At 67.2% G+C, this 19734-nt stretch carries 19 protein-coding genes; 2 read left to right on the top strand and 17 right to left on the bottom strand.

All coding sequences use genetic code 11. The features are described from left to right. Positions 1 to 29 precede the first annotated feature (29 nt). From AC1RJ5_RS06370 to AC1RJ5_RS06335, 8 genes are all read right to left on the bottom strand, one after another. On the bottom strand, positions 30 to 1163 hold the full coding sequence (locus AC1RJ5_RS06370; protein ID WP_493112335.1) for an acyltransferase family protein: 1134 nt from the start codon (positions 1161 to 1163) through the stop codon (positions 30 to 32). A gap of 281 nt (positions 1164 to 1444) precedes the next feature. Next, entirely contained in the window at positions 1445 to 1783 is a 339-nt protein-coding gene (locus AC1RJ5_RS06365; RefSeq protein ID WP_493112333.1) for a gamma-glutamylcyclotransferase family protein, read from the bottom strand. A 13-nt stretch (positions 1784 to 1796) separates the two neighbouring features. Then, positions 1797 to 2414, bottom strand: coding sequence for a ribosome biogenesis GTP-binding protein YihA/YsxC (gene yihA, locus AC1RJ5_RS06360; RefSeq protein WP_221416431.1), 618 nt, complete (start codon positions 2412 to 2414; stop codon positions 1797 to 1799). A 17-nt stretch (positions 2415 to 2431) separates the two neighbouring features. Continuing rightward, complete coding sequence (yidC, locus tag AC1RJ5_RS06355; RefSeq protein ID WP_269574628.1) at positions 2432 to 4144, bottom strand: membrane protein insertase YidC; 1713 nt, start codon at positions 4142 to 4144, stop codon at positions 2432 to 2434. Between the two features lie 22 nt (positions 4145 to 4166). Further along, complete coding sequence (yidD, locus tag AC1RJ5_RS06350) at positions 4167 to 4379, bottom strand: membrane protein insertion efficiency factor YidD (RefSeq protein WP_184168079.1); 213 nt, start codon at positions 4377 to 4379, stop codon at positions 4167 to 4169. A 139-nt stretch (positions 4380 to 4518) separates the two neighbouring features. Continuing rightward, positions 4519 to 4851 (bottom strand): ribonuclease P protein component, encoded by a 333-nt coding sequence (rnpA, locus tag AC1RJ5_RS06345; protein WP_493112330.1) that lies wholly within the window; start codon positions 4849 to 4851, stop codon positions 4519 to 4521. Positions 4852 to 4868: 17 nt separating this feature from the next. After that, positions 4869 to 5003 (bottom strand): 50S ribosomal protein L34, encoded by a 135-nt coding sequence (rpmH, locus tag AC1RJ5_RS06340; RefSeq protein ID WP_086128886.1) that lies wholly within the window; start codon positions 5001 to 5003, stop codon positions 4869 to 4871. Positions 5004 to 5090: 87 nt separating this feature from the next. Then, positions 5091 to 5414: a hypothetical protein gene (locus AC1RJ5_RS06335; protein ID WP_493112328.1), complete on the bottom strand. Its 324-nt coding sequence runs from the start codon at positions 5412 to 5414 to the stop codon at positions 5091 to 5093. A gap of 143 nt (positions 5415 to 5557) precedes the next feature. Between AC1RJ5_RS06335 and AC1RJ5_RS06330 the strand changes: the two genes are divergently transcribed. Next, positions 5558 to 7159: a glycosyl hydrolase family 18 protein gene (locus tag AC1RJ5_RS06330; protein ID WP_493112326.1), complete on the top strand. Its 1602-nt coding sequence runs from the start codon at positions 5558 to 5560 to the stop codon at positions 7157 to 7159. A gap of 78 nt (positions 7160 to 7237) precedes the next feature. Next, positions 7238 to 8746: a YifB family Mg chelatase-like AAA ATPase gene (locus AC1RJ5_RS06325; protein WP_269574632.1), complete on the top strand. Its 1509-nt coding sequence runs from the start codon at positions 7238 to 7240 to the stop codon at positions 8744 to 8746. On the opposite strand, the gene AC1RJ5_RS06320 is transcribed toward AC1RJ5_RS06325, so the two are convergent. From AC1RJ5_RS06320 to AC1RJ5_RS06280, 9 genes are all read right to left on the bottom strand, one after another. After that, positions 8743 to 10377, bottom strand: coding sequence for an ArnT family glycosyltransferase (locus AC1RJ5_RS06320; RefSeq protein ID WP_493112324.1), 1635 nt, complete (start codon positions 10375 to 10377; stop codon positions 8743 to 8745). The genes AC1RJ5_RS06325 and AC1RJ5_RS06320 overlap by 4 nt on opposite strands. 25 nt (positions 10378 to 10402) lie before the next feature. Then, on the bottom strand, positions 10403 to 11785 hold the full coding sequence (locus tag AC1RJ5_RS06315) for a glycosyltransferase family 87 protein (protein ID WP_269574634.1): 1383 nt from the start codon (positions 11783 to 11785) through the stop codon (positions 10403 to 10405). After that, positions 11782 to 12171, bottom strand: a complete 390-nt coding sequence (locus tag AC1RJ5_RS06310; protein WP_493112321.1) for a GtrA family protein — start codon at positions 12169 to 12171, stop codon at positions 11782 to 11784. Before AC1RJ5_RS06310 ends, AC1RJ5_RS06315 begins: the two co-directional genes overlap by 4 nt. A gap of 4 nt (positions 12172 to 12175) precedes the next feature. Next, positions 12176 to 13120: a glycosyltransferase family 2 protein gene (locus AC1RJ5_RS06305; protein WP_342248760.1), complete on the bottom strand. Its 945-nt coding sequence runs from the start codon at positions 13118 to 13120 to the stop codon at positions 12176 to 12178. Then, positions 13117 to 14217: a GumC domain-containing protein gene (locus AC1RJ5_RS06300; protein ID WP_269574637.1), complete on the bottom strand. Its 1101-nt coding sequence runs from the start codon at positions 14215 to 14217 to the stop codon at positions 13117 to 13119. The genes AC1RJ5_RS06305 and AC1RJ5_RS06300 overlap by 4 nt, the downstream gene beginning before the upstream one ends. Continuing rightward, positions 14217 to 16196: an SLBB domain-containing protein gene (locus AC1RJ5_RS06295; RefSeq protein WP_269574638.1), complete on the bottom strand. Its 1980-nt coding sequence runs from the start codon at positions 16194 to 16196 to the stop codon at positions 14217 to 14219. Before AC1RJ5_RS06295 ends, AC1RJ5_RS06300 begins: the two co-directional genes overlap by 1 nt. A gap of 75 nt (positions 16197 to 16271) precedes the next feature. After that, a complete protein-coding gene (locus AC1RJ5_RS06290; protein WP_493112318.1) occupies positions 16272 to 17228 on the bottom strand; it encodes an NAD-dependent epimerase/dehydratase family protein in 957 nt (318 codons plus the stop codon). After that, positions 17221 to 17880, bottom strand: a complete 660-nt coding sequence (locus AC1RJ5_RS06285; protein ID WP_342248757.1) for an HAD family hydrolase — start codon at positions 17878 to 17880, stop codon at positions 17221 to 17223. The genes AC1RJ5_RS06290 and AC1RJ5_RS06285 overlap by 8 nt, the downstream gene beginning before the upstream one ends. After that, complete coding sequence (locus AC1RJ5_RS06280; protein ID WP_269574641.1) at positions 17877 to 19733, bottom strand: thiamine pyrophosphate-binding protein; 1857 nt, start codon at positions 19731 to 19733, stop codon at positions 17877 to 17879. The genes AC1RJ5_RS06285 and AC1RJ5_RS06280 overlap by 4 nt, the downstream gene beginning before the upstream one ends. Position 19734 lies beyond the last annotated feature (1 nt).

Genomic DNA, 19734 nt, shown 5'->3' with positions numbered 1-19734 from the left:
CAAATAGCCGGACATGGTTACCATCACGTTTACAGTCGCAGATGGATGCCGCGGCGGTGAAGCGGGATGAGCAGGGCGAGCACCACCAGCAGCATCCCCAGCGCGAACAAGAAGGAGGCGAGGAGCAGGTTGCCGGGCAGCAGCGCCGCCAATCCCTCCCATGCCCAGGCCTGGAAGCCCGAGCGCATCGCGGCGAGCGAGAGCAGCAGCGACAGGAGATAGCCGAGGATAGCGTTCATCCCCAGCACGTCGAGCGGCCAGAGCATTGTGCGGACCGCAGCGCTGCGCGCGGCGACGATGCAGGCGGCGAAGATGATGCCCGACAGGCCAGAGGTGAGCAGCGCGAAGCTGCTGGTCCACAGCTTCTTGTTGAGCGGCAAGGCGAAGGACAGGGCATAGCCCAGCGCGGCAAGCGCGATGCCGGCGATCAGGATGCGCAGCGTGGCGCGTTCCGGCGCCGCCTTCCAAAGCAGGGCCGCGAGCATGCCGAGCAGGACGTTGACCAGCGCGGGCAGGGTGGAGAGCAGCCCTTCCGGATCATAGACGATGTTGCCCGCCGCATCGGTGCCGAAGCGATACATGTGATGGGTGGTGACCGTGATCCGATCGATATAGCCGGCCAGATTGCCGGCGGGGCTGAGGTCGCCGGCGGCATAGCCGGGGGCGGGGACGAAGGCCAGCAACGCCCAATAGCCGATGAGCAGGACAAGGCTGGCGATGCCGATGGCTGCGGCGCCGAGATGGGCGCGGCCGTCGGCGTGCTTGCGGGCGGTGAGGATCGCCAGCGCGGCGGCGAGGCCATAGCAGAGGCCGAGGCGAGGAAGGACGCCGAACACCCGGAAGTCGGCCAGTCCCGGCCGCGCCAGCATCTGCCAGGCCCAGCCGATCAGGATCAGCAGCAAGGTGCGCCGCGCAATGCGGCTCCACAGCGCGCCATCGACCTTGCGCGGGAAGGAGAGGCCGAGCGCCACGCCCATCGCGCAGAGAAAGGCCGGGAAGACGAGGTCGGTCGGGGTGAAGCCATGCCATTCGGCATGATCGAGCGGCCACCAGACATGATCCCAGCTGCCCGGCGTGTTGACGATGACCATGCAGGCCACGGTCAGACCGCGAAACAGGTCGAGCCCGCCGAGCCGTGCGGGTGCGCTGGGCGCGTCGTTCATTGGCGATCCCCTCCGATTGGGAAGAGTGTGGCGCGCTTGGCGGGCGAGGTCAAAAGGGGCGTCCTACACAAGGGGCGGGCGCGACTCGCCAAAGTACACAAAGTACAGGCCAGGAGCGGGTTTGCGCGGTCCGAATTTTGACCTCCTCGGCGGAAACGCGACGCATCTCGCAACAAGATTGCGCGGCCGCGATCCTATTTTTCCAACAAGGTGAAAGAGTGGCGCGGAGCTTCCGGTCGCTCGAACAATCAGGCCCGATCCTACATTGCAAGCGGGGCCGCTCAGGCCTTCACATAGACCCAGGCAGTGGTGCCGCTGGCGAGGGGCGCCTCGACGCGGACATAGTTCTCGCTTTCATAGACATCCGCTGCCGCCAGCTCGTCCGGCGACAGGCGGAAGACCTTGCCGGGGATCGGCGGCGCATCGGCATCGGGAACGAGGGCCAGATGGACCTCGATGCCGCTGGCTTCCAGCACGTCGGGATCGCGGATCGTGATCTCGATCTGCTTGTAGCCATGGAGCACATCGTCGCTGCCCTCGAGCAGCCGGCCGAACTGGCTCAACTGCACGCTCTCCAGCTGGAGCGTGCCATAGGAGAAGAGCAGGGCGCCGTCGGTCATCTGGCGCCGCGGCTCAACCGATCGCTTCCAGCACCGCCGCGCGCAACTCGGGGATGCCCATGCCCTTTTCGGACGAGGTGGCGATGATGTCCGGATGCGCGGCAGGGCGCTTGCGGGCTTCGGCCTCGGTGCGGGCGAAGACGTCGGCGAGCTCGGTCGCCTTGATCTTGTCCGCCTTGGTCAGGACGATGCGGTAGCTCACTGCCGCCGTGTCGAGCATGTCGAGGATGTCGTTGTCGACTTCCTTGATGCCGTGACGCGCGTCGATCAGCACCAGCGCGCGCTTGAGCACGTCGCGCCCGCGCAGGAAGTCGTTCACCAGGTAGCGCCACTGGCGGACCATGTCCTTGGGCGCCTTGGCGAAGCCATAGCCGGGCATGTCGACCAGGCGGAACTTCAGCGGTTCGCCCACGTCGAAGAAGTTCAGCTCCTGCGTGCGCCCCGGGGTGTTCGAGGTGCGCGCAAGGCTGTTCCGGTTGGTGAGCGCGTTGATCAGCGACGACTTGCCCACGTTCGAACGGCCGGCGAACGCGACCTCGGGCACCACCGGATTGGGGAGGTGCTCGAGCTTCGGTGCCGATTTGAGGAACGTGATCGGGCCGGCGAAGGTCTTCCGCGCAGCCTCGATCATGTCGTCGTCGAACGCGCTCACTTGGCGGGTGCTTCCTTCTTCATCGACTGCTTGAGCACCGGGTGGCGCGAGTAGAGCCACTGCTGCTGCAGGATGGTGATCACGTTGGAGGTGATCCAGTAGACCTGCAGGCCGACCGCGAACGGCGCCATCAGGAACATCAGCATCCACGGCATGATCGCGAACACCTGCTTCTGAACCTCGTCCATCGGCGCCGGGTTGAACTTCATCTGGAAGTACATCGACACGCCCAGCAGCACCGGGATCACGCCGATCGCCAGGAAGGACGGCGGGGTGAAGTGCAGATAGCCGAACAGGTTGAGGATCGTCGCCGGGTCCGGGGCCGAAAGGTCCCTGATCCAGAAGACGAAGGGCTGGTGGCGCATTTCGATCGTCAGCAGCAGCACCTTGTACAGCGCGAACATGATCGGGATCTGGAGCAGGATCGGGAGGCAGCCCGCGAGCGGGTTCACCTTCTCTTCCTTGTAGAGCTTCATGATCTCCTGCTGCTGGCGCTGCTTGTCGTCCTTGTAGCGTTCCTGCAGCGCCTTCATCTTCGGCTGGATGACGCGCATGCGCGCCATCGATTCGAACTGCTTGTGCGCGATCGGGAAGAGCAGGCCGCGGATGGTGATCGTCAGCAGGATGATCGCCACGCCGAAATTGCCGACCAGGCGGAACAGCCAGTCGAGATAGTAGAAGATCGGCTGCTCGATCATGCCGAACCAGCCCCAGTCGATCGCGCGGTCGAACTGCACGATGCCGAGCTTGGACTGATAGGCTTCGAGCTGCTTCACTTCCTTCGCGCCGGCGAAGAAACGGCTCGAGTAGCTGACCTGCTTGCCGGGCGCGAGGTTGAGCGGCTCGGCGAGGCTGTAATCGGCCTGGTAGGTCTGCTTGGCGGTGCCGCGCTGCTGGAGCGAGACGGGCACGCGCTGATCGGGGACGAGCGCGGTCAGCCAGTAATGGTCGCTATAGCCGACCCAGCCGCCGGTGGTGGAGAGCTGGGTGGGCGTGCTCTCGATATCGCCCCAGTTGATGTACTTGGCGGCGCCCTGCGCGACGGCGATCGGGCCGACATGGGCGGCCCACTGGTCGACGTCCTTGGAGCGCTCGGCGCGCGAGACGAGCGCGAACGGGGTGACCGAGACCGGCGCCTGGCCGACATTCGCGACCGTCTGGCGGATCGTGAACATATAGTCCTGGTCGACCGAGAGATCGATGCGGAAGACCTGGCCAGTGGCGGTCTTGCTGGTCAGCGTCACCGGGGTGGTGGGGGTCAGCTTGGTCCCGCTGGCCTGCCACACAGTGTTCTGGTCCGGCGCCTGGACGCCGGCACCCTGCCACCCGAACTGGGCGAAATAGGCACCCTGCGCGCCGCTCGGCGAGAGCAGGCGGATCGGCGGGGAGTTCTTGGCCGTGGTCTCGGCGTAACCGAGGAGGACCAGGTCGTCGATCCGGGCGCCCTTGAGATTGATCGAGCCCTTGAGCGACGGCGTCTCGATCGCGACGCGCGGGCCGTCGGCCAGCACGATCGCGCGGTCGCGCAGCGCGGCGGGCGAATCGATGCCCGGCGTGGCGCCCGGCTTCGCAACCTGCTTGCCGTTCACCATCTGGGTGGAGGCCGCCTGCTGCTGCGGGAAGAACCAGTGCATGATCGCGGGCCACGCGAACAGCAGGAGTGCCGCGATTACCGCGAACAGCAGGAAATTCTTCTGGTCATCCTTCACGAACGATTTCCTCGGAAAAACTCTATGGCACCGGATCGTAGCCGTGCCCGCCCCAGGGATGGCAGCGAGCGATCCGCCGGATGGCGAGCCAGCTGCCTTTCATTGCCCCATAGCGGCGAAGTGCCTCGATTGCATAGGCCGAACAGCTCGGCTGGTAACGGCAGGTTGGCGGAAGCACCGCCGAAGGGCCGATCTGCCAGGCGCGCGCGAGCAGGATCAGGAGTTTCGCCATCATGCGTCGCGGTTCCCACACCCGTCACCCTGAACTTGTTTCAGGGTCCAACGTGCCGCGAACGAAAGGCAGGAGGTTCTGGCGATTCCCGTGCCGCGCGTTGGATGCTGAAACAAGTTCAGCATGACGAAGGAAGGGGTATTCACCGCTTGACCTTGCCCAGCGCCTTGACCAGCTCGGCCTTGAGATCGTCGAACGGGCGCTCGATGCCGCTATGTCTGCCGATCAGTACATGATCGGCGCCGGGCAAGCCGGATTCGGGCAGCACTTCGCGGACGAGCGCGCGGAACCGGCGCTTCATCCGGTTGCGGATCACCGCGTTGCCGACTTTCTTGGATACGGTAATGCCGACCCGCATGACCGGATCGGCATCGTCACGCGCGCGAACGATCAGGACAAAGCCGGGCATGGGAGCCCGCTTGCCTGCATTCGCTGCGAGATAATCCTTGCGCTGGGTGAGCCGGGTAAGACCCACCCCCGCACCGTCGGCGATTACGCCGACAGCTTGTTGCGGCCGCGGGCGCGGCGGGCACGGATCACGTTGCGGCCGCCCGGGGTCGCCATGCGGCTGCGGAAGCCGTGCCGGCGCGCACGCACCAGGTTGCTCGGCTGAAAGGTCCGCTTCATCGCTCATCCTCAAGTATCTAGAACGTAAAAGGGCCACCACAGGGGCGGCCGCGTGTCGGGTGCCCATAGTGGGGCGATTTGCGTGAGTCAACGCGTTGTGTTCCGCAAACCGAGCAGTTCCGCTTCCGCGCGGGCGATTTCGGCCTCCTTTTCGCGCAAGCGACGACGGCGGGCACTGCGCCGGCGCAGCGCCATGTCGGCATAATGCCCGAATCGCGGCCAGCGCTTCTTTGCCCGACAGAAGACCTTCTGCGCGCGAGCCGAGTTCTGGAGGACAAGCACCAGGCCGGCGGCGAAGACGAAGAGCCCGCCCGGGCCGGGCAGGATGCCGACCACCGGCGATACGGCGATCACCAATAGCCCCGTGACGAACAGGGCGGTGCGGAGGAAAGGGCTTCGTGCGCCTGCCATGAGGAGGAGGTGGGGAGTGTGTGTTGTGCCTGCAAGACACGTTGGAACGGTTGATCCTGGATTAGCCTTGTTTCGTCGCCGCATGACCGGCCTTCATCGCGGCGTCGTCGTTTGGTCGGGCCCGCGGTGGGCATGTCGCCGCCATGTTCCGCACGAACCGCATGCTCGCCCCGATGCTCCTCCTTTCCGCCTGCAGCGGCGGCGGAGGGGGCGGTGTCGTATCGCCGGCGCCGACCCCGACACCCACCGCATCCACATCTCCATCGCCGTCTCCCACGCCGTCGCCCACGTCGGCGCTGAGCGTTCGGGTTGCGCCGAGCAGCTTCTCGCTGCCGACCGATGCGACCCGTCACTATGGTTGCCAGGTGACCGGATCGAGCGACCAGAACTGCACCTGGACCGTGCAGGAAGCGAATGGCGGCACGGTTTCGGCGGCGGGGATCTATGCCGCGCCGGCGGTGCCGGGCGTCTATCACCTCGTCGCGAGAAGCGCGGCGGATCCGAATGCGACGGCGACCGCGACGATCACCGTGACCACGCCGGTCAACGACAGACCCTGGGTCACCGGCTATTATCTCGGCTATTACTGGGACTGGAGCTATCCGCCCGACAAGGTGGACGTGACGGCGCTTACCCACCTGATGTTCGCCCGCGTCGCGCCGGGCAGCGGGACGCTGGGCGGGCAGGCGGGGCAGGTCGTCAAGGGCGCCGGCACCGCGCACGACGCCGGCCTCTCACCGGACGGCGTCCGCAGCGTCGAGGACTATCTGGTCAAGCGGGCCCACGATGCCGGCAAGAAGGCGCTGCTCATGCTGGGCGGCGAGGGCGATGGCGACGGCTTCCTGCGCTCAAGCACCGATGCGGTGCGCGGGACCTTCGTGCGCAACCTTGTCGATTACCTCGTGGCGCATGACTATGACGGGATCGACGTCGACTGGGAGGATCGGCTCGAGGGCAGCGCGGCGCTGAAGGTCACGGGCGAGGAAGCCCGGCGGCGGGCGATCGCACTGATCACCGATCTGCGCGCCGAGGCGAACGCACGGCCGCGCTACCAGAATGGCCGGCGCTTCCTGATCACCTTCCCGGGTTATCTCGTCTCGATCAACGACCTGCCCAGGGACGGCCCCCGCGAAGGCATGGTCGAACAGTGGCAGGCGGACATCGCCAACCTCGTCGATCAGTATAATGTGATGAGCTACGGCGTCGGCAGCGCCTGGAACCAGGCGGGGTGGTTCTCCTGGTTCTCCAGCCCGATCTATGGCGCCACCGGCACCACGCCGCGCGACCTGGAGACCAGCGTGCGGGCCTATGTGAAGACCGGGGTTCCGCGCAGCAAGATCGGCATCGGCATCGGCTTCTACGGCATCTATTACGGCCCGACGATCACCGGGCCGCGCCAGGACACCGAGCACAACAACATCTTCGAGATCCAGGATACGCCGCTGCGCTATTCCGAGCTGGTGCGCTGGGGCTATCTGAACCGGGGCACCTATAGCTGGGACGAGACCTCGCAGGTCGGCTATCGCAGCTATCCCGGCGGGTTCTCGCCCGCGGGCTCCGGGCTCAGCCAGGCTGGCTTCCTGAGCTATGAGGACGAGTTGTCGATCGCGGCGAAGGGGCTATATGTGCGCCAGACGGGCCTGGGCGGGGCGATCATCTGGGCGATCAACTATGATCATTTGCCCGACGGCACCAATCCGCTGCTGAGCGCGGTGAAGCGCAACTTCCGCACCAACGCGCCCTGATTGATCCGTTCCGGCCGCATCCCGGCGCGCAACCCGGCCAACCCCCGCTATCGTGGCGTCCGGTCGGGGGAGGCGGGCTTGGTCGCGAGCGTTTCGACGGTTGCCTATCTGGGGCTGGAGGCCCGTGCGGTGGAGGTGCAGTGCAACCTCGTTGCCGGGCTTCCCAAGTTCGTGGTCGTCGGCCTGCCCGACAAGGCCGTGGCGGAGAGCCGCGAGCGGGTACGCGCCGCGATGGCCGCGATCGGGCTGGCGCTGCCGCCCAAGCACATCATCCTCAACCTCTCGCCGGCCGACCTGCCCAAGGAAGGCTCGCATTTCGACCTTGCGGTAGCGCTGGCGCTGCTGGGGGCGATGGGCGTGGTCGATGCCGAGACGTTGTCGGGCTATGTCGTGGTCGGCGAGCTGGCGCTGGACGGGCGGATCGCGCCGAGCCCCGGCGTGCTGCTCGCCGCGCTGCATGCTGCCGAGACGGGCAAGGGGCTGGTCTGCCCTGCCGCGCAGGGCCCCGAGGCAAGCTGGGCGGGCCAGGTGGAAGTGATCGCCGCGCCGGACCTGATTGCGCTGCTCAACCACTTCAAGGGGCACCAGCTGCTGCCCGCGGCCGAGGCGGGTACCGTCGATCCGCCGGTGGTCGGGCCCGATCTTGCCCAGGTGAAGGGGCAGGAGACGGCGCGGCGCGCGCTCGAGATCGCGGCGGCGGGTGGACATAACCTGCTGATGTGTGGGCCGCCGGGGGCGGGCAAGTCGCTGCTGGCATCGTGCCTGCCGGGCATATTGCCGCCGCTGGATGCAAGCGAGGCGCTGGAAGTGTCGATGGTCGCCTCGGTCGCGGGGACGCTGCAGGGCGGTCGGCTGACCCGGACGCGGCCCTTCCGCTCACCCCATCACTCCGCCTCGATGGCGGCGCTCACCGGCGGCGGGCTGCGGGTGAAGCCGGGCGAAGTGAGCCTGGCGCATCTCGGCGTGCTGTTCCTCGACGAGCTGCCCGAATTCCAGCGCGCGGTGCTGGATTCGCTCCGGCAGCCGATCGAGGCGGGGGTGGTGAGCGTGGCGCGCGCCAATGCGCATGTCACCTTCCCGGCGCGCGTCCAGCTGGTCGCGGCGATGAACCCGTGCCGGTGCGGGCATCTGGGCGACCCGGCGCTGGCCTGTGCCCGAGCGCCGCGCTGCGCGGCGGACTACCAGGCCAAGGTGTCGGGCCCGCTGCTTGACCGGATCGACCTGCATGTCGAGGTCCAGCCGGTGACCGCGGCGGACCTGGTGCTCGATCGGCGGGCGGAAAGCTCGGCCGAAGTGGCGGTGCGCGTCGCCGAGGCGCGGGCGGTGCAGGTGGCGCGCTATAGGGACGTGCCGGCGCGGACCAATGCCGAGGCGGAAGGCGACCTGCTCACCAGCCACGCCACGCCCGACGAGCCGGGCCGCAAGTTGCTGGCGCAGGCGGCCGAGGCGATGCGGCTATCGGCGCGCGGCTATACGCGGGTGCTGCGCGTGGCGCGCACGATCGCTGACCTTGCCGGGGCTGAGGGCGTGGGGCGGATCCATGTCGCCGAGGCGCTCAGTTATCGCCGCCAGGCGCCACGCAGCTAGGGTTTGCGCAGATCGACGATCCGCACGATGGGGCCGCCATGCCGGCCCGGGCTCGGGGCGAAGGTCGCGACGATGCGTCCGCGCGCGATCAGCCGCTGATAGGCGGCATATTCGTTCGGGAAGGTGGTGCGCTCGGCGCGGTACCGGTCATATTGCGTGAGGATCGCAAAGTCGGGGATGCAGAGGGCGGCCTTTTCGGGCGGGAGCGTGCCATAGTCGAGGTTGGAGCGGCTGCCGCGGGCCCGGTCGATCACGGAATAGGGGATCGTCCCGCGGACCAGTCCGCGCGGGTCCACGCAACCGGCGTCGGCCAGCGGGAACAGGAAATGCTGCGGCGCGTTCATCAGGTCATAGGCGAAGTGCTCGATGAGGATGGTAGCGTCCGGCGGAATATGCTGGCGTGCCCAGGCAGAGGCCTGCTGGCGGGTGTCGTGCATGCGCTCGACGCCATCGGACCAGGCGCGCAGCCCGAGCGGCAGCACGGCAGCGAACGCCACGGCGATGGTTATCGCGGTCCGCGCCACCGGCACCGCGAGCGTTCGACGCAGGAGCGCCTGAAGAACGACCCATCCTCCCCCGGCAATGATCGCGCCGATCAGCAGCAGCGGCAGGGCCCAGCGCTCCCAGACCAGCTGTTGCGCGCAGAACAGCAGCAGGAAGGCGAGGGCCAGCGGCGCCAGCAGGAAGAGCGGCAGGCGGTGTCGCGGCAATCGCGCGACGCCGAGCAGGAATAAAACAAGCCCGACAATGCCGAGGCCGGTCGCGATCGGGCCGGAGAGATACCACCAGAGATTGTGGAGGAAGTCGCCGCCGGTCGCGCCCAGATGGTGCGGCTGGCTCTCGCCCTGGAGATTGCGCACCACCGTGCGGTAGTTGATCAGCAGATAGGGGGAGACCAGCAGCAGGAAGCCGATCGCCGCCGCCCCGCTGGCGGCGAGCCGGACGATCGCGGTGCGCGCGGGCAGGACGTTGGTGCGCACCGCGACAAGGCTGGCGCCGGCGATCGCGATGCCGGTCAGCGCGAAGGGCCATTTGGTCGCGATGGCGACGCCGAGCCAGAAGGCCGCGCGCAGATAGCCGTGCCAGCGCCCGTTCTCGGCGATGTCGCAACAGGCCTGCAGGCAGAGCAGCATGAAGAAGCAGGCCATGATGTCCGACCGGATCACCTGCGACCAGGCGATGTGCACGGGATCGAACGCGATCAGCAGCGCAGCCACAAGGCCGGCGGCAGGGCCGAAGAAACGCGAAGCGAGCCGCCAGCTCATCCAGATCGTGCCCAGCGCGAACAGCATCATGGCGACGCGGCCGGGAAGGATCATCCAGCTGGGATCCGCGTAGATCAGCTCGACGAACTTGCCGGCCGAACTCGCCACGCCGGTCAGCAAGGCAAAGGCCAGCACGCCGATATTGACGAGCGCCAGCACATACATGGTGGTGGTGGCCGGGTGACCGAACCAGCCCGGATCGAGCGTCGGTCCGCGCAGCATGCGGATTGCGCCGAGCTCGAACATCATCTCGTCGGGATCGTTCAGCCCGGGAAGGCCGAAGGCGATGCTCGAGGCGCGCAGATAGAAGGCGACAAGGAGGATCGCCAGCAGCATCCAGCGATGGCGCAGGTCTGTGGTGGCCATCAGATCGTCCCGCAGGCGGGGCCCGTCATCGCGGGCCTTCTTCGCCCGCCTGCCGCGGCCGGCTGGGGCGCAGCACGCCGGGCAGGACCGGCCAGTCGAAGCGGTAGCGCCAGCGATTCTGCCAGCCCTGGTTGCGGATGTCGGCCACCACCTCTCGGACGGTCTGGATCGACAGCAAGCCGGCGATGATCATGCTGAGGCCGGGGCGCAGCAGCGACATCACGCCAACGCCATATTGGGCGATCACCTCGACATTGGCGAGATAGGAGTAGCGCACCAGCGGCGGCAGCAGGCCCAGCGTGAAGTCGAACGGGATCGACAGGAAATAGGCGATGTACAGCGCCGTCGTCCGCTCGAAGCCGCGACGCTTCTCCATGAAGACGAACACCAGCGTCAGCATCTCGGTATAGCCGCCGGCTTCCGAAGCGCTGAGCGCGAAGGCGATCGCGAGGAAGACGACGCGCCGGGGCGGGACCGCTTCCGGCCGGAGCCAGGCCGCCGCCGCCGCGATCAGGATCGATGCCTGGATGACGCGGGTGAAGATCGTCACGCCGATCACCAGGCCGTCGGCCATGGTCGAGCTCACGACCGTGTAGATCGGGAAGGTCCCGGTCATCAGCGTCTTGAGCGGCAGATAGGTGGCGGGGAACCAGAGATCGAGCGCGGCCTGCGCGCCGAAGCCGGTCGAATAGCTCGTGATGTTCCGGTAGATCTGCGAGGGGCTGCCCTCGCCGAGGATGTACCAGCTCGCCAGATAGATCAGCACCGTGAACAGCAGCATGCCTTCGAACGCCACCCAGCGGCGGCGCAGGAGGGGGGCGACGATCGCGCCGACCAGATAGACTTTGAAGTTCACCGCCAGGCCGGCGAAGAACCAGCGCAGCCAGGCGGATTTCAGCAAGGGGCCGAAGCCGAGCAGGATGCAGGCATAGCAGAAGATCAGCAGGTTCCCGCGCTCGAAGGCGTAGATCATCGGGAAGCCGAAGGTCATCGCGAAGGCGCGGGGCAGGGCGGTGCGCCGATCGACCTTGCGATAGCTCAGGAAGGTGAGCACGACCGTGCCCAGCCACATCGCGGTGAGCGCCACGCCGCCAAGCCAGTCGCAGGCGCGGGCTTCCTCGGAATAGGTCAGCGCATAGCAATGCGGGATCGAGAACATCCGCATGAGCACGAAGGAAAGCGGCGGATAGATGGTCCGCTCGATTTCATAGGCCCCGGGCTTCTGCGACCATCGAGTCAGCGAATACCAGTCCATCCACGTGCCGCTCGGCTCGTAGAAGAAGGGTTGGGGCAGATAGTGATAATAGAAGAAGAACCATGTCGTGTAGCCGATCGCGGCGATGATCGGCAGGATCAGCGCATATTCCATCCAGACGGACTGGCGCACCGGACGTGGCGTCTCCGTCACGCGGTCTTCCTCACGAAGATGAAGTGCTTGAGGATGAAATAGTTGAGGATCGACACCAGCACCGCGGTGATCAGGCCGGCGAGATAGGGCGACTTGATTACCAGCGCGACGCAGGCGAGTGTGGCCAGGCCGATCAGGTAGTTGACCACATAGGACATGGTGAAGCGCAGCTTGGCCGGCCCGGCATCGCGAAACACGTGCCGGCTATAGGTGATGTAGTTGAACGCGACTCCGGCGACATGGGCGACCAGCTGCGCGACGAACATGTTGAGGCCAAGCCAGACGAGCAACGCATAGGCGCCCAGGCCGAAGGCGGTGTTGATCACCCCGGCCTGGTAATAGCGCCACAGTTCGATCAGCCGCTCGCGAGAGATGGAAAATGCCATGCGCTCATTCCGGCGGGAAGTTGATGCGTTCGCGCTCGAGCACGAGCGGAGTGCCGCGCGTGCGCTCCGAGATGATCCGGACATTGTCGCCCAGCAATCCCAGGAACCCGAACAGCATGGCCAGCTGCGCCTGCACCACCGCGGCGATGAACCAGCCCGCGATCGGGCGATCGAGGAAGAAGGCCAGCGTTCCGCCGAGCAGCATCACCAGCGTCATCAGCGCGCCGAACGCGCCGATATAGATCGGAATGCGCAGCAGCCGCTTCGACGAACCGGCAAGCGCCGACATCGCGAAATCGAGCAGGGCGAAGAAGTTGTTCTTCGAGCGGCCACCGGCACGCGGCGGGCGCGGATAGGCGATGGTCTCGAGCCGGTAGCCGGTCTCGACCAGCATGCCGCGGAAGAAGGGCTCCGGCTCCGCCAGCTGGCGGATCGAGCGGACCACGCGGGCATCGTACAGGCCGAAGCCGGTGGCGCCGGGCAGGATCGGATAGTCGCCGAAATTGCGCGCGAGCCAATAGGACAGGCCACGGGTAGCGCGCAGCATCGGGCTGTTGCGCTCCTCGCCCGCGCGGATGCCGAGGATGATGTCGACACCGGCGCGCCAGCGCTCCACGAAGCGCGGGAGCAGCTCGGGCGGGTCCTGGAAATCCGCGCACATGCCCACGACGGCACGGCCGCGTGCCTGGTAGATGCCATAGGTCGGCGAACGCATCTGGCCGAAGTTGCGCGTGTTGACGATCAGGCGGACCCGCGGATCGCGCGCGCAGATCGACTTGACGATCTCGACCGTGCGATCGGTCGAGTCATTGTCGATGAAGATCACCTCGAAGAGGAGCTCCAGCGGCTCCAGCTGGGCGATCACCGCCGCGCAGATCGCCTCGGCATTCTCCTCCTCGTTGTAGCAGGGAATGACGACCGATAGATCGGGCTGCCTCGTGTCGATCATGCCTCTTTCTCGGCGAGCCTGGTCTCGGAAAGCGGCGGGCGCAGCGGATAGAATTCGAGCGCGAGCGCAAGCAGCAGGATCAGCACGCCCAGCGCCAGAGGCCCGAAGTTAAGCTGGCGCTCGCTGTCGATATAGGCCGGCTCGAGGATACGGATCGTGACGCCCGAGGTCAGGTCCTCGACGGACGTGCCCTGCAGGAAGCGCTTGTAGTTCTCGTACAGGCCCTGGGCGATGTCGAGCTCGCGGGAGAGACGCTCTGCTTCCGTCGTCTGGCGGACGACCTGGCCGACCGAGCTGTCCTGCTGCGGCGAGGTGGACTTCGCCACTGCCAGCTGCTGGCGCAGCGCGTCGATCGCCGCGATCATCTGGCGGACGCGGATATTGTCGTCCGTCGCGAACTGCCGCATCGCGTTGAGATCGACTTCCTTCGCACGGATATCGGCCTCGAGCGCCGGAATCCGGTCGCCTGCCGCATAGAAGGCGGCCTGCGGGCTGCTGTAGCGCGTCGAAAGGCGGAAGGTGTCATAGGCGGTGCGCGCCTTGGACAGGCGCTCGCCCGCTCGCTCGAACAGCTGCTGCAGGATCGCGCGCTTCTGCTCGGTCTGACGGCGGGCGATCAGCGCGAGCTGGCTGCGGACCGCTTCGCCATAAGCCGAGACGACCCGGCGGGCGAACTCGGCATCGCGCTGCTTGAGCTCGATCTGCATGATGCCGCCGCGCAGTACCGTGATGTCGATATGGCGATCGAGCCAGCGATGCACTTCGATCGGCGTGAGCTTGAGGTGCTGCTCGAGGTTGGTCTGCTTGGCGACGATCGTGCGGACATATTCGCTGTTCGCGACCTTCTGGCTCACTTCGATCGCGGCCTGGTTGCCGAACACGCTGTTCACGGCGCCGAGCTGGCCCAGCGTGCCGCTGAGGCCGAGGGTGCCCGGATCGGTCGGCGTCAGGCTGACGGCGGCGCGATATTTCTGCGGGAACAGGGTGAGCGCCGCGCAGATGGCGAGCAGCACCACGAACAGGCCGCGCCGCAGCCACGGATTGCGGAGCACCGGAAGCCGGGTGAGCGTGCCGGTGAGGGAGCGATAGGGCGTCATCAGTTGATCGCCGCGATCGCGAGGGCCGCAATGCCGAACTGCGCGACGACCTGCGAGATATCGCGGATCTTGGCGAGCAGCGAGTAGTTCTCGGTGCGGATCGGCACGAAGATGGTGTCGCCCGGCAGCACCTGCGCGCTCATCGCGCCACGCTTGCGGGTCAGCACCGAGCCATTGGCGCGCACCACGAAGATGTTGCCGCGATCGGCGCCGCGGATGACGCCGCCGGCCTGCTCGACATAGTCGCGGACGCGGATGGCCTTGCCGTTACCGACGATGAACGAGGCCGGGCGGTACACCGCGCCGAACACGCCGACCGTCTCCACGCGCGGCGGGATCACGATGCGATCGTTGTTCTCGACGAGGAGATTATTCGGGAGCGCGGCATCGACCGGCGTCACGTCGAGCACCAGGCGGCCGTCCGGCTCCTTCTTGCGCAGCTGGTCGAGGAAGGCCTTGGCCGAGGCGACCTGGGCCTGGCGCTGCGTCTGGTCGCCCAGACCGTTGCCGGTCAGCGGCGCGGCGGCGAGGGCCATCTCCATCTGGTCCACGGCATCCAGGAAACCACGGCGCTGCTGGGCGCGCACGGTCTCGCGCGAGAAGCGGGTGCCATAGACATAGGCGCGCGGGGTCAGGCCGCCGGCCATCGCGACGACCTCGGCCAGCGGCGTATTCGGCGCCACATAATAGTTGCCCGGCTTGTTCACTTCGCCTTCGATCCGGACGATCGCCTGCTGGCGCTCGAGCGGACGGGCAAGGCTGCCCTGCGGCAGGATCTGGATGATGTCGCCGGCTTCGGTGGCGAAGTTCGATGCCGCGGTGCGCTCGATCTGGCGGCTGCCCACGGAATCCTGATCGGACAGGCGATAGAGGATGAGGCGCGAGTCATCGGCCAGGTTGGTCGGCCCGCCGGCGATGCGCAGCGTGTCGGCAAGGCTCTCGCCCTGTCGCACTTCGTAGATCGCCTCTTCGTTGACGCTGCCGATCACCGCGACCTGACGGCCGACGGCGGGAATGAAGATCACGTCCTCGTTCTGCAGCAGCGGATCGTGCGAGCGGTCGCCGTCGCGCAGGAGCTGGTAGAGGTCGAAATCGGCCACTTCCTGGCCGTTGCGATAGAGCTTGGCCGAACGGAAGCTGCCGCCCGCGGCCGGGCCGCCGGCCTGGAGTATGGCGTTCACCAGCGTCGACAGGCTGTTGACCGAATAGGCGCCCGGATGCGCGGCGAAGCCGGTGACGTAGACGCGGACGCCGCGCAGCTTGGTGAGCGAGACCGAGACGTCATAGCCGCGATACTTGCGCCCGATCGCCGCCGCGATGCGATCGCGCAGGTCGCGGTAGCGCACGCCGACCAAGCTGACGCTGCCGACGTTGGGCAGGAAGATCTTGCCGTCGCGATCGATCTCGGCATCGACGCTGCCTTCCATCGAGCCGGTCAGCGCGATCGAGACGGTGTCGCCCACGTTGAGCGCATAATCGGGCGGGATGGTCGAGGTTGCCGGCGTCGCGAAGTCGCGCGAGCCGGGAAGCAGCAGGTCGCTGCCGAAGCGCTTGAGGTTGCGGCCGGTGACGTCGCGCGCCCAGCTTTCGAACTCGCCGGGCTTCACGGGCTGGCGAAGGCGCATCGCCTCGGTGTCCAGCAGCCCGTCATTCGTGCGGACGCCGCTGTTCTGCGTGGTGCCGACGGTGTCGCGGCTGTTGCCCGAGCGATCCACGGAGATCGGCTCGTACACCGTCGAGGGCGTCGGCGTCGAAGTGGTGTTCTGGTTCTGGCTCTGGCTCGACGAGCTCTGCCCCTGGGTCGTGTTCGTCCCGGGGCTCAGCGGCGAACCCGAGGGCGTGTTCTGATCGATCGTCTGCGCCCAGGCCGGTGCCGAATAGGCAAACAGCGCCAGCGCCGCCGAAGTCGCGGTCAGGGCGGTGCGGATCCGTTGGGAGGGTGCGAACTGGCGCTGCGTGCCGGTCGGGAAATGGGTCATACTGGGATCCGATTGCCTTTGGGTTCGGCGGAGGGCGAGAATTGCGCCGCCGTATAGTTGTTGAGGGTCGTCAAGTCACCGCCGAACATGGTGTCCGGCAGCCTGCAGATAGTCGGCGGTTTCAAGCACCTGCTGCCCGAGCGGGACGGGCGTAATGCCGTGCCGGGCGAGCAGTGCGGCATAGGCTTCGCCGTCGCCCGCATACCGGTCCGCGACCGGATCGGTGACCGGGGCGCGGCTGACGCCAGGTCCCTGCAGCGCTTCGGCGACGACCGCGGCGACGGCACCCAGTTCGAGTGCCTCGCCGCCGGTGTCGAAGCGCGTCACGCCCGAAGGGGCATCGCCCAGCAGCGCGAAGATCAGGGAGACCAGCTCGCGGATCGCCACATAGCCCCGGATCACCTCGCGCGGCGCCCGGACCTCGATCGGGCGCGTAGCGAGCGCGTCGAGGATGAAGCTGGCCATCGCATAGGCCTGGTGCTTGTTGATGAAGGGGCCGGTGATGTTGAAGATCCGGCCGATCACCGCCCGCTTGCCCCGGGCGGTGGCCCAGTCGGCGAAGCGATCCTCGTCCTCGCGCTTCATCGCGCCGTAGAGGCGCATCGCGGGCGAGGCGGCGGGATCCTCGGCCTTGTAGGCAGCGCCTGACGACGCGACGAACACCGCGGCGGCATCGACAGCGTCGAGCCCGGCCAGCACCGTATCGCTGATCTGCTGGTTGGCGGCGCGATAGGCGGCATCGTCCATCGCCTCGGCGCGGTCCTTGGTCAGGAACGCGAAATGGAGCACCCAGGCACCCGGCCGCGCCACCGCCGCGAGGTCGGCCAGGGCATACTGGCGCACGACGCGCCCGTCGCCCAGGTCGAGATCGCGCGGGGCCGATCCGAAGCACTGTACCCGATCGGCAAAGGCCTCTCCCAATGCGCGTTCCAGCAGGTCGAGCGTAGCCAGTCCCAGCCATCCGCTCGCCCCCGTGATGACGATGGGGCGATCGGTATCGGCCAGCGCATGCGCTATGGCCGGCTCAAGCATGCGCTGCCGCTCGCGCCAGAAGCGCGTCGATCAGGGGCGTGAAGGCGTCGTGGCTCGCGCAATCCCGTGCTTCCCAGCCGGGTTCGGCATAGCCGTGCGTCAGGAAATGGAAGGGGATCGCCGCATCCGCCGCGATCCGGTGGTCGAGTTCGCTGTCGCCGACAAAGGCGCAGGCCGTCGCGTCGCCGCCGATGCGGGCGAGCAGGGCATCGAGCAGGTCGGGCGCAGGCTTCGGGCGCATGCCCGGCTGCCCGCCCACCACGAACGCGAAATGCTCGGCCAGCCCGGTATCGGCGAGGACCTTCTCGCACAGGCCCTGCGGCTTGTTCGAGCAGATCGACAGCGTCAGCCCGGCCGCGCGCAGCCGCGCCAGCCCCTCGGCCACGCCGGGGAACAGCGTTTCCACCGACGTTTCGTGCGCATGATAGCGCGCGCGGAAGTCGGCGAGATCCGCCTCGCCGTCGACACAGGCATCGCCCAGCAGCCCGCGGACCATATCCAGCCCGCCGCGGCTCATATAGCTGCGCGCGGCGACCGGATCGATCGCCGCGGCATCCCCGCGTTCGGCCAGCATGCCCGACAGGATCTCGACACAGGTCGCGCAGCTATCGACCAGGGTTCCGTCGAGATCGAAGATAACGTGGCGGATCACGCCGCCACTTCGCTCGCCGCCATCGCCTCCGCCAGCTCCTCGCGCGGGAGGAAGGGCGAGAGGTCTTCCAGCGTCGGCGAGACCATCGTGCCGTCCTCGAGCCGGCGCGAGCTGAGCTTGGGCGCGAATTCCTGGCGCTTGTCGATCATCACTTCGCACAGCTGCGGACCGTCGCCGGCCAGCGTCGCGCGGATCGTCTCGGGCAGCCCGCCATGGCTGTCCACCCGCGCCGCCGGGAAGCCGAAGCCCTGGGCCAGCCGCGCGAAATCGGGGAAGCTCAGGCCGCTGTCCGGACCGCAACCGACGATGTTGTCGGGGAAGTGGTTCTGCTGCGACTGGCGGATCGAGTGATAGCCGTCATTGTTGAGCACGAAGATCTTCACCGGCAGCTTCTGGCCGACGATGGTCTGCAGCTCCTGCAGATTCATCATGATGCTGCCGTCGCCCGCCAGGCAGATGATGCGGCGACCGCCCCCGGCATAATAGGCGCCGATCGCGGCGGGCAGGTCATAGCCCATCGAGGCGCAGCCGGAATTGGTGAACAGCCGCTGGCCGGGCTTGAGGTTCGCGGCCTGGAAGATCGTGACGCAGGCAGTGCCGTCGCCCGACACGATGATGTCGCCTTCCTCGAGCTCGTCGAACAGCGCTTCGGCGAAGACATAGGGATTGATCGGCGATTCGGTGTCGCGATACTCGGGCAGCACCACCGGATAGCGGGCGGCGAGCGCGCGGCTGCGGTCGAGGAACGCCCTGCGCGCGGCGACCGCGTCGTCGGCCGGCGCCGCGACCGTCTCCGCCGCGGCGAAGAAATCGGCCAGGTCGGCATGGACCGGGCGGTGCAGCGACAAAGTGGGCTTGGAGAGCTCCGCCTTGTCGATATCGACCATGGCGACGCGGGCATTCCGCGCGAAGCTCTTCCAGTTGTAGCTGATCTGGCGGATGTTCAGGCGCGATCCGAGCACCAGCACATAATCCGCGGTCTGCACCGCGAAATTGCCGCCGCGATCGCCGACCGTGCCCGGGCGCCCGACATAGAGCGGATGGCTGTTCGGGATCGCGTCATGCGCGTTCCAGCCGGTGACGACGGGCACGCCGAGGCGCTCGACGAAACGGAGGAACTCGGCATGCTGGCCCGAGAGGCGCACGCCGGCGCCGGCCAGGACGACCGGTCGCTCGGCGGCATGCAGCTCCGCCATCAGCGCCGCGACTTCACTGTCCAGCGCATCGCCGGTCAGCGCGCCGAGTTCGGCGCTGGTATTGGCGGCTTCGCCCTCATGATCGAGCTCGGCCGGATCGAAGCGCTCGAGCGCGTCGAAATCGACCGGCGCGGCCTGTACGTCGATCGGCACGTCGATCCACACCGGGCCGGGACGGCCGCGGGTGCAGAGATAGAGCGCCTTCTCGACCACCTTGCGCGCCTGGAGCGGATCGTCGAGCACCACGGCATATTTGGTGATGCCGCGGACCATCTCGACGATGTCCACTTCCTGGTCGCCGAGCTGGCGCAGGGGCAGGGGGTAGTTGAACGCGCAGGTCTCGCGCTTCACCTGACCCGACACGACGACCATGGCGATCGAATCGACATAGGCGCCGTAGACGCCGTTGAGCGCGTTGACGCCACCGGGGCCGGTGGTCACGTTCACCGCCGCCGGACGGTTAGACAGGCGGCAATAGCTCTCCGCCGCGATCGAGGCGGCCTGTTCGTGGTGGACGAAGACCTTGTGCAGGCCTTCGGCACGTCCGAACGCATCGTTGAGGTGCATCGCACCCCCGCCGGTGAGCATGAACATGTCGGTTACGCCGTGCTCGACGAGCAGGCGGGCGATCAAATCGGCAACGCGCATTTTGGTCATG

It is taken from the genome of Sphingomonas sp. GW822-FHT03G08, assembly GCF_058801135.1.
This window is presented reverse-complemented; position numbering and strand designations above follow the sequence as displayed.

Coding starts and splice junctions, on each gene's coding strand:
- AC1RJ5_RS06330 (WP_493112326.1), top strand. CDS start 5,558: ATGTTCCGCACGAACCGCATGCTCGCCCCGATGCTCCTCCTTTCCGCC.
- yihA (WP_221416431.1), bottom strand. CDS start 2,414: ATGATCGAGGCTGCGCGGAAGACCTTCGCCGGCCCGATCACGTTCCTC.
- AC1RJ5_RS06290 (WP_493112318.1), bottom strand. CDS start 17,228: ATGCTTGAGCCGGCCATAGCGCATGCGCTGGCCGATACCGATCGCCCC.
- AC1RJ5_RS06295 (WP_269574638.1), bottom strand. CDS start 16,196: ATGACCCATTTCCCGACCGGCACGCAGCGCCAGTTCGCACCCTCCCAA.
- yidD (WP_184168079.1), bottom strand. CDS start 4,379: ATGATGGCGAAACTCCTGATCCTGCTCGCGCGCGCCTGGCAGATCGGC.
- AC1RJ5_RS06300 (WP_269574637.1), bottom strand. CDS start 14,217: ATGACGCCCTATCGCTCCCTCACCGGCACGCTCACCCGGCTTCCGGTG.
- AC1RJ5_RS06280 (WP_269574641.1), bottom strand. CDS start 19,733: ATGACCAAAATGCGCGTTGCCGATTTGATCGCCCGCCTGCTCGTCGAG.
- AC1RJ5_RS06370 (WP_493112335.1), bottom strand. CDS start 1,163: ATGAACGACGCGCCCAGCGCACCCGCACGGCTCGGCGGGCTCGACCTG.
- AC1RJ5_RS06365 (WP_493112333.1), bottom strand. CDS start 1,783: ATGACCGACGGCGCCCTGCTCTTCTCCTATGGCACGCTCCAGCTGGAG.
- AC1RJ5_RS06310 (WP_493112321.1), bottom strand. CDS start 12,171: ATGGCATTTTCCATCTCTCGCGAGCGGCTGATCGAACTGTGGCGCTAT.
- AC1RJ5_RS06320 (WP_493112324.1), bottom strand. CDS start 10,377: ATGGCCACCACAGACCTGCGCCATCGCTGGATGCTGCTGGCGATCCTC.
- AC1RJ5_RS06335 (WP_493112328.1), bottom strand. CDS start 5,414: ATGGCAGGCGCACGAAGCCCTTTCCTCCGCACCGCCCTGTTCGTCACG.
- rpmH (WP_086128886.1), bottom strand. CDS start 5,003: ATGAAGCGGACCTTTCAGCCGAGCAACCTGGTGCGTGCGCGCCGGCAC.
- AC1RJ5_RS06305 (WP_342248760.1), bottom strand. CDS start 13,120: ATGATCGACACGAGGCAGCCCGATCTATCGGTCGTCATTCCCTGCTAC.